At 70.4% G+C, this 9,088-nt stretch carries 8 protein-coding genes; 2 read left to right on the forward strand and 6 right to left on the reverse strand.

Annotation, left to right across the window (positions count from 1 at the left end; translation table 11 throughout):
- Positions 1-9: 9 nt before the first annotated feature.
- Together VM780_RS12160 and VM780_RS12165 are read right to left on the reverse strand one after the other, a co-directional pair.
- Positions 10-1,374, reverse strand: a complete 1,365-nt coding sequence (locus VM780_RS12160) for a glutamine synthetase (protein ID WP_325447678.1) — start codon at positions 1,372-1,374, stop codon at positions 10-12.
- A gap of 68 nt (positions 1,375-1,442) precedes the next feature.
- Entirely contained in the window at positions 1,443-2,945 is a 1,503-nt protein-coding gene (locus VM780_RS12165) for an amino acid permease (RefSeq protein WP_325447679.1), read from the reverse strand.
- A gap of 181 nt (positions 2,946-3,126) precedes the next feature.
- On the opposite strand from VM780_RS12165, the gene VM780_RS12170 reads away from it, so the two are divergent.
- Positions 3,127-4,008 (forward strand): MurR/RpiR family transcriptional regulator, encoded by an 882-nt coding sequence (locus VM780_RS12170; RefSeq protein ID WP_325447681.1) that lies wholly within the window; start codon positions 3,127-3,129, stop codon positions 4,006-4,008.
- A gap of 6 nt (positions 4,009-4,014) precedes the next feature.
- On the opposite strand, the gene VM780_RS12175 is transcribed toward VM780_RS12170, so the two are convergent.
- Positions 4,015-4,791, reverse strand: a complete 777-nt coding sequence (locus VM780_RS12175; protein ID WP_325447683.1) for a carbon monoxide dehydrogenase subunit G — start codon at positions 4,789-4,791, stop codon at positions 4,015-4,017.
- A 138-nt stretch (positions 4,792-4,929) separates the two neighbouring features.
- Between VM780_RS12175 and VM780_RS12180 the strand changes: the two genes are divergently transcribed.
- Entirely contained in the window at positions 4,930-5,619 is a 690-nt protein-coding gene (locus VM780_RS12180) for a fumarylacetoacetate hydrolase family protein (RefSeq protein ID WP_325447685.1), read from the forward strand.
- A 13-nt stretch (positions 5,620-5,632) separates the two neighbouring features.
- Here the strand turns inward: VM780_RS12180 and murA are convergent, their stop codons facing one another.
- The 3 genes from murA to VM780_RS12195 form a co-directional block, all read right to left on the reverse strand.
- Positions 5,633-6,922, reverse strand: coding sequence for a UDP-N-acetylglucosamine 1-carboxyvinyltransferase (murA, locus tag VM780_RS12185; RefSeq protein WP_325447687.1), 1,290 nt, complete (start codon positions 6,920-6,922; stop codon positions 5,633-5,635).
- 123 nt (positions 6,923-7,045) lie between these two features.
- Positions 7,046-7,228, reverse strand: coding sequence for a hypothetical protein (locus VM780_RS12190; RefSeq protein ID WP_325447689.1), 183 nt, complete (start codon positions 7,226-7,228; stop codon positions 7,046-7,048).
- Positions 7,229-7,251: 23 nt separating this feature from the next.
- Positions 7,252-9,066 carry a hypothetical protein gene (locus VM780_RS12195; RefSeq protein WP_325447691.1) on the reverse strand — a complete coding sequence of 605 codons (1,815 nt, stop codon included), beginning with the start codon at positions 9,064-9,066 and terminating at the stop codon, positions 7,252-7,254.
- Between the last annotated feature and the right edge of the window lie 22 nt (positions 9,067-9,088).

Raw genomic sequence — 9,088 nt, forward strand, 5'->3', positions numbered from 1 at the left:
GCTGGCGGCTCAGATGATCTCGAAATACCGCGCCAGCTCCCAGTCCGTGATGGCCTTATTGAACTCGCGCTGCTCCCAGTCCCGGGTCGCGGCCCAATGGTCCACAAAGGCGTCGCCGAACAGCTCCCGCGCCGGCGCGGACGCCGCGAGACGGCCGGCGGCCTCGCCGAGCGAGCGCGGCAGGGCCCGCTCCGCCGCGTGCTGGATCGCATAGGCGTTGCCCTCGACGGCGGGATCGGGCTCGATCCGGTTCTCGATCCCCCAGAGGCCGGAGCCGATCGCGGCCGCGAGCGCCACGTAGGGATTGATGTCGGCGGCCGCCACCCGGTACTCGACGCGCTGGCTCTTCGGCGACCCCGGGATCACGCGGAGCGCGCAGGTGCGGTTCTCGACGCCCCAGGTGGCGTCGGTCGGCGCCCAGAAGCCGGGGATCAGGCGCGTATAGGAGTTCACCGTCGGCGACACCATCGCGAGCAGTTCCGGCATCAGCCGCTGCTGACCGCCGACGAACCAGCGCATCGCGTCCGACATCGCGTGCGGCCGGCCTTCCTCGTGGAAGACGGAGCCGCCGTCCTCGCGCTGAAGCGAGACGTGGATGTGGCCGGACTGGCCTGGCCAGTCCTTCGACCATTTGGCCATGAAGGTCGCCATCAGCCCACGGCGCTGCGCGAGGATCTTGGTGAAGGTCTTGAACAGCACTGCGCGGTCCGCCGCCTCGAGCGCGTCCGAGACCTCGATCGCGGCCTCCAGCACGCCAGGCCCGGTTTCGGTGTGCAAGCCCTCGATCGGCATGCGCATGTCGGCGCACAGCTTCAGCAGCTCGGCGTAGAATTCGGCGTGCACGCCCGAACGCAGCACCGAGTAGCCGAAGAAGCCGGGCGTCATCGGGGTCAGGTTCGCATAGCCCTTGTCGCGGACAGAATGCGGCGTCTCGTCGAACAGGAAGAATTCGAACTCGACCGCTGAGCTGACGCTGAGCCCCATGCCGGCCGCACGGTCGAGCACGCGCCGCAGCGTTCCGCGCGGACAGACCTCCTCGGCCGCCCCTGCGAATTCGCCGAGCACGAAGATCATGTCGCCTTCGAGCGGCAGGTCGCGCGCTGTGCCGGGCAGCACCCGGACCGCGGCGTCCGGATAGGCGGTGTGCCAGCCCGTGAAGGCCACATTGTCGTAGAGCTGATCGTTCGAATCCCAGCCAAGCACGACGTCGCAGAAGCCGAAGCCGTTCTTGAGCGCGGAAGCGAACTTGTCGCGGCTCATATATTTGCCGCGCAGAATGCCGTCGGCGTCGGTGACGCCGAGCTTGACGTGCGACAGCCCACGCTTGTCGACCAGCGCCAGAACGTCCTTGGCGGTCGGATGTGCTTTGCTCATCGGCTCCCAACGTGGCTACGAGGAGGCGGGCGACGGGGATCGCCCGCCGCCCGCGCGAACCGTGAGGTTCAGTGCGCGCGATACTCGGAGCGTCCGCCCGACTGGGCGAACTCCTCCTCCGGCGACAGCACAAGCTTGTGGCGTCCGATCACCGCGAAGTAGGCGGTCGCGACGGCGAACCACACCAGCACCCACAACACGCCCTTGGTGAAGTTCGGGTCCTGCACCTGGTAGCCAAGCGTGACCACCGCGATCACGATCGTCAGCACCGCTCCGGGAATGCCCAGCGGGCTGCGGAACGGCCGCTCGATGTGCGGGCTGTTCTTGCGCAGCAGGATGAAGGACACCGCCTGCGCGATGTACGAGAACATCGCTCCGGACACCGCCATGTTGAGCAGCACGCTGCCGATCGAGGCGCCCGCCTGCTCGGCGCCGAGGGCGAACCAGATCGCGAGCATCACCGCGAGGCCCACGATCGAGCCGACGAACATCGCAAGATGCGGCGTGCGGTAGGTCGAGTGCGTCACCGACAGGCCGCGCGGAAAATAGCCGGCGCGCGACAGCGAGTAGATCTGCCGGCCCTGCGCGTAGAGGATGGTGTGGAAGCTCGCGATCAGACCCGTCAGGGCCACCAGCCCCAGCACCACCACGCCTCCGTCGCCATAGATCGCCCGGAAGCCGTCAAGCAGCGGCTCCAGAGAGGAGCTCAGCTTGAAGGAGCCGACCCCTGCGACCGACGGATTGAGCAGCACGATCATGAAAGCCGAGACCATCAGCGTGACCATGCCGAGGATGATGCCCTTCGGCATGTCGCGCTTCGGGTCGATCGACTCCTCGGCTGCGAGCGGCAGCTGCTCGATCGCCAGGAACAGCCAGACCGCGAAGGGCAGCGTCGCCAGCACGCCCGAGACGCCGAACGGGAACAGCTCGCCGCCGCCTTCGGGCAGCTCCACGGCGGCGCCGTCCGGCCCGACGCCGATGTTCAGCGCCCAGCGGGAGAAATCCATGTTGGGGATCGCGCTGAGCCAGAAGAACACCAGCACCGCGAGCGAGATCAGCGTCACCACCATGGTTACCCGGAACGACAGCTCCAGGCCGAACACGTTGAGCGCGACGAACACGACGTAGAAGCCGATCCAGATCAGCGGCGAGTACGCTGGATCAAGCCCGAAGATCGAGTTCACGTAGGAGGTGATGAAGGTCACCACCACCGCCGGCGTGATGACGTATTCCACGTTCTCGCAGAGGCCGGTGAGGAAGCCTCCCCATGGCCCCATGGCGGTGCGGGCGAAGGAGTAGGCCGCGCCGGTGTGCGGCAGCGCGGCGGACATCTCGGCGATCGAGAAGGTGAGGCCGAGATACATGATCGCGATGATGATCCCCGCGACCAGCATGCCGCCCCAGCCGCCGGTCGCGAAACCGAAGTTCCAGCCGGAGAAGTGGCCGGAGATCACGGCGCCGACGCCCAGAGCCCAGAGGCTCGCGACGCCCGCGTAACGCATCAATCCACGCTTTTCGAAGTAGCCGGCGTCTACCGTCTGGTAGGTCACGCCGCGTAGGTCCTGCGCCATGAGATGAGCCCCGTTGACGTCGACGGGACGCCCGGCGTGAATCCCCGGGCGAGGCGGCGCGTTCCCCCGGCCGCCGGAGGCGGGGTCGACGCCGCCCCTCGTTGGAACGATCGTTCCAGAGAGCCGATGTTTCTGTCAATATGGAATGAACGTGACCATGAGTGCGGGGCGTGAGAGTGCGATGGCGCTGAACGGAGCGGCGGCTTCCTCTCGAACGGTCGCGCAGACCCTGTCGGAGATCATGTCCGAGCTCACGCCGCGCGAGCGCCGCGCGGCGGAGCATCTCGCTGCGCATTATCCGGTCGCCGGCCTCGCGCCGATGGCGCGTTTCGCCCGCAGCGCGGGGGCGAGTTCGCAGACCGTGCTGCGCCTGCTGGCCAAGCTCGGCTTCAAGAGCTGGCGCGGCCTGCAGGAGCGGCTGCGCGCCGAACTGGCGGCCGAACGCGCGTCGCCTCTCGGGCGCTGGACGGCCCATGCGGCGGCAGAGTTGCTCGACGGCGACCGCCTCGCGGCTTTCGGGGCGAAGCTTGCGGAAAACGTCGCCGCGGCGTTCCGCGACCTCGATCGCGCCGAGTTCGAGGCGACGGCGCGGCGACTGGCCGATCCGAAGCGCCACGTGCTGGTGGTCGGCGGCCGCTTCAGCCAGGCGCTCGCGCGCCTGCTGGTCCGGCACCTCGAGATCATCCGCGGCGGCGTGGAGGAGATCGGCTCGCTCTCCGCCACCTGGCCAGACCGGCTGATCGACGTCGGCCGCCGGACCGTCATCGTCGCCTATGACGTGCGCCGCTATCAGCGCGACGTGATCCGGCTCTGCGCCTTCGCGGCCGAGCGGGGAGCCTGGGTGGTGCTGCTGACCGACTCTGCCGACGCGCCCGCCGCAGCGCACGCGAACGCGACGCTCGTCGGCGCCACGGAGAGCGCCGGGACGTGGGATTCCTTCGCGAGCCTGCTCGCCGTGACCGAGGCGCTGGTCGCGCGCGCCACCGAACTTTCCGGGCCGGAGACCGTGGAGCGGCTCGGCCGGCTGGAGCAGATCCGCGCGCGAGTCCTGGGCGCCGAGTGAGCTGGCTTAGACCGGCGGCGCCTGCCACACGAAGTAATAGATGGCGCAGGCGGCGATCACCACGATCGCGGCCACCAGCATGATGCGCGTGATCGCGCCCGAATTCGTCGCGCCGGGCGGGGTGACGTCCTCGTCTGCGCCGATCGTCTCCGGCGACGGAGCGTCCGGGATCACATTCGCGGCCGTCGGGTCCGCCGGCAGACCGGCGCCGGTCAGCGCTGCGGAGCCATAGGCGAGCGGCGGGGCGTCGACCACTGCGGGCGCTTCCGCGGGCTCCTCGTGCACCAGGGGCGGAGCGTCCGCCAGCGGCGCCTCGACGCTCGGCGCCGGCGCCGCCGCGGAGGAGCTCGCCAGCCGCTCCGCCAGCCGCTCGAAGAACGTTTCTGCGGTCTTGCGGGCGAAGCCCGTCACCAGCCGCGCGCCGAGCTGGGAGATCTTGCCCGCAAGGTCGGCTTTGGCGGCGTAGCTGACGACCGTCTCGCCGGCCTCCTCCCGCAACGTGACCTCGGCGCGGCCCTTGGCGGAGCCCGCCGGACCGCCGTCGCCCTCGCCTTCGAGCGTGAAGCGCTCAGGCGCGGACGCCGCGCTGCGAGTGACCGCGCCCGCGAAACCGCCCTTGATTGGGCCGATCTTGGCCGACACCGCCCCTTGGAACCGATCGTCGGGCGTCTTCTCCAGCCGCTCGCATCCCGGCAGGCAGTCCTTCAGAATCGCCGGGTCGCTGAGCGCCGCCCAGACGGTGGCGCGCGGCGCCGGAATGCGGTGAGAGCCTGAAATGTCCATGAGACCGTCGTGCCTGGGCCGCGGAAGCGCCTGTTCTAGGGCGCGCCCCCGAGGCTGGTCCAGTGGGCGGACGAAGATCATGGCTTTGCGGCCCGCCGCGGCCGCCGCATTGTGCGGCCGGATTCGGGAGCCCAGATCATGCCGTCCTACGCATTTCCGCCGCCCCAACAGCCCGCCGTCGCGGTGCGCGGGACGTCCATGCTGTTTCCGGCGCGGCGGGTCTATTGCGTCGGCCGGAACTACGCCGCGCATGCGATCGAGATGGGCCACGACCCGAACCGCGGGCCGCCGTTCTTCTTCATGAAGACGCCGGACGCGCTGTTGCCGGACGGCGGGACCTTCCCCTACCCGACCGCGACCTCGGACGTGCACCACGAGGTCGAGATGGTGGTGGCGCTGGAGAAAGGCGGCCGAGACGTCCCTGAGGCCGCGGCGCTCGATCTCGTCTTCGGCTACGGCGTCGGGATCGACTTCACCCGGCGCGACCTGCAGGCCGAGGCCAAGAAGCTTGCGCGCCCATGGGAGGTCGGGAAGGCGTTCGACCATGCGGCGCCTTGCGGATCGCTCGCCCGCGCGGCCGAGATCGGCCACCCGACGAAGGGGGCGGTGACGCTCGACGTCAACGGCGCGCGCCGCCAGACGGGCGATCTCGACCAGCTGATCTGGACCGTCCCGGAGATGATCGCCTATCTGTCGCGCCTGTTCGAACTCGCGCCCGGCGACCTGATCTTCACCGGCACGCCGGCGGGCGTCGGCCCGGTCGCGCGCGGCGACGCGCTCCACGGCGCGGTCGAGGGCGTGGGCGAGTTGCGCGTGACGGTCGTCTGAGAAGAGGGCGCGGCTAGCTCGACAGCCGCTCGATCGTCGCGCCGCAGCGCGAAAGCTTCGCCTCGAGCCGCTCGAAGCCGCGGTCGAGATGGTAGACGCGGTTGACGATCGTCTCGCCCTCGGCGGCAAGACCCGCGATCACCAGCGAGACCGAGGCTCTCAGGTCGGTCGCCATCACGGGCGCGCCGGTCAGCTTCTCGACGCCCTCAATGACGGCGGTGTCGCCGTCGAGGTGAATCTTGGCGCCGAGCCTGACGAGCTCCTGCACGTGCATGAACCGGTTCTCGAAGATCGTCTCGGTGATCGAGGAGGAGCCCTTGGCGCGGGCGGTGAGCGCCATCAGCTGCGCCTGCAGGTCCGTCGGAAACCCAGGGAACGGCGCGGTCGTCACCCGCACCGGAGCGACGCCGTGGCCGTTGCGGGCGACCCGCACGCCGTCATTGGTGGTCGAGATCTCCGCTCCGGCCTCGACCAGCACGTCGAAGGCCGACTCCAGCAGATCGTGCCGCGCCCCCTCCAGCACGACGTCGCCGCCGGCCATCGCGACGGCGATCGCATAGGTGCCCGTCTCGATCCGGTCGGGCAGCACACGGTGGCGCGCCGCGCCCAGCGACGTGACGCCCTCGATGCGGATGACCGAGCCGCCGGCGCCTTCGATCCTCGCGCCCATCTTGATCAGGCAGTCTGCCAGGTCGACGATCTCGGGCTCGCGCGCCGCGTTCTCGATGACGGTCTCGCCGCGCGCCAGCGCCGCGGCCATCAGCACGACGTGGGTCGCGCCCACCGAAACCTTGGGGAACTCGACGCGGCCGCCGATGAGGCCCTTGGGGGCTTTCGCGATTACATAGCCGCGGTCGATCTCGATCTCGGCGCCGAGCGACCGGAGGCCGGACAGGAAGAAGTCGACCGGCCGGGTGCCGATCGCGCAGCCGCCCGGCAGCGAGACCTTGGCCTCGCCCATGCGCGCCAGCAGCGGGCCGAGCACCCAGAAGCTCGCGCGCATACGGGAGACGAGGTCATAGGGCGCGGTGGTGTCGACGATCTCGCGCGCCGTGAGGCGCACCGTATCGCCGGTGAACTCGTCCTGCGCCGGGCGCTTGCCCTCGACCGTGACCTCGACGCCGTGATTGCCGAGGATCCGCTTGAGGAGCGCGACGTCAGCGAGCCGCGGCACGTTCTCGAGCGTCAATGTCTCGGGCGTCAGCAGGCTCGCGATCATCAACGGCAGAGCCGCGTTCTTCGCGCCTGAGATCGGGATGCGGCCGAACAGCGGCGCGCCGCCGACGATGCGGATGCGGTCCATGGAGCCTCCTCGGGGGCGGCGCGACGACCAGTCAGACGCGGCCGGTTTCCTGCGGCCGACGAGCGGCTGCGGACCCCGCGGTCTAGCTTATGCGCGCCGGAGGCACAACGCAGCGCGGTCCGCTCAGGCCGCGGAGCCGCCCTGCGGGTCCGGATCCTCGCGCTTCGCCCGGTCGGAAGCCTTGCGTTTCTTGAGGTTCTGACGCAGCGCCGCAGCCAGTCGCTCGCGCCGCTCCGCCTCGCGGGCCGCCGCATCGGCCCCGCGGCCGGGACGTGTCTTGGCGGAGGGCGAATCGGAATCCGGCATGCGACGTCTCAATCTTCGCGCGTTCAGCGCCCGGCCATGACCTTGAAGGCCCGCAGCTTGGCGTCCGGCCCGAGATCGACCGGCTGCAGCCAGGCCGGCGGCTGGCCGGACAACAGCATCGCCGAAAAACCGTCCGGATGCGCCTTGGCGTTCGAGCGGGCGCCGCCGTCGACCGAGCACACGACGACATACTCCGCCCGGCGGGACAGCGCCACCGCGCGCGCCGTCTCGTCGCTGCCCTGGAAGGCCTCGAGCTCGGCCATCAGCCCGTCGACATTGCGGTGGTAGGGCGCGCCCACGACCGCGAGCGGCGAAAAGGCGAGGATGAACGGGCCCGTGTCGATCGTGTTCAACGCCAGACCGGCCGGCAGTCGCCGAAGCGCGCGATAATCCGCCATCGGGCAGCCCGTGAAGGACATCCGCTGGTTCTCGATCGACGGCAGGCCGACCGCTCCGGCGACCTGCAGACCGATGATGGTCGACGTCACGGGCGCGAAGACGATGAGGGCGAGGATGGCGCGCGCGCGGCCGCCGCTGCGGGCGGCCGCCAGCACCGGCAGCGGCAGCAGCGGAGCGCCGAGCGCGAAGGCGAGGCTCGCGCCGCGGATCTGCCAGACCGTCACGGCAAGCGCGGCGCCGAACATCGCGGCGACGGTCCAGACCCGCCAGCGCGCGTCGCTCGGGGCCGATCGCGCCGACCAGACGGCCCAGCCCATGATCAGGATCAGCGCCACCAGCGCCGGGCCGACAGCGAGCATGGAGGTCGGACCGAGGATCGCGGCCGAGACGATGTTCTGCGCCTCCTGGACATTGGCGAGCCAGTCCGTCTTCAGCTTCTCCGGCAGCGCGCCATAGGGAGAGGCGAGGCAGTTCGGCGCAGCCGCCATCAGGGCGCCGAACGCCGCGACGCCGAGCGCCCCCAGGGCTGCGAGCCGCTGCGCCACGCCTCCGCGCACGAAAGAGGCGGCGAAAGCGAGCCCAAGCCCACCGGCGAGCGCGACTGCAAGATGCCCGCGCCCGAGCGTGTCGCAAACCGGCGCGCTCCAGCTTGCCGGCGAAAGCGTCGCGAGCGCGATGGCGACGACTCCGGCCGCAAAGACGAGCCCGAACACCCGCGCTCCGCGCGCCACGTCCTCCTTGCCGGTGATCGCCCAGCGGAGCGCGATCAGCGCCGCGCAGGCGGCGACATGCGGCGCCGTCTCCATGCCGATCGCCATCATCACGGCCGCGCAGAGCCCAGCCCCGGCTGCGGCGCGCGCAGAGCGGTCGATCTTCAGGGCGCAGGCGAGCAGGCCGAGCGCCAGAGCAAGCTGCGCGCCATGGTGGTCGAGAGCGGCGGGCGCGAAGCGAACCGTCACCCCCGGCGACATCACGATCATGAACGCGCCGAGCGCCGCGGCCTGCGGGCCGCCGAGGCTGCGCGCGGCGGACGCCACGGCGAGCAGAGCCGGCAGCAGGAGAAGGAGCGGCCAGACGATCAGCGTCGCCTTGAGCGCGAGATCGGGCGCGAACAGGCGCTCGAACGCCGCGAGGATCAGCGCGATCGGCAGGTCGATGACGCGCGACCAGTGCATGATCACGCCGTCCGGCGGGTTCAGCCGATGCTGCGCGAGGTCGAACCAGCCTTGGCCGGCGAGCAGGTCCCTGACCTCCGCGAGCCGCATCGCGTCGTCGGTCGACAGCTGGTCAATGACGGTCGGATAGGCGTTCAGGGCGGTCGCGATCGAAAACATCGCCCAGATGAAGACGATGAGCCGGACGCCGGCGCCCTCGAACAGGGGCCGGGACTGCGCAGGCGCAAGGATCGCCGAACCCGCAGCCGCGTGCGTCATCGCCATTCCAGTCGCCCCAGGGTGACCC

Source organism: Hansschlegelia sp. (genome assembly GCF_035538955.1).
In the GTDB taxonomy this organism is placed as follows: Bacteria; Pseudomonadota; Alphaproteobacteria; order Rhizobiales; family Methylopilaceae; genus Methylopila.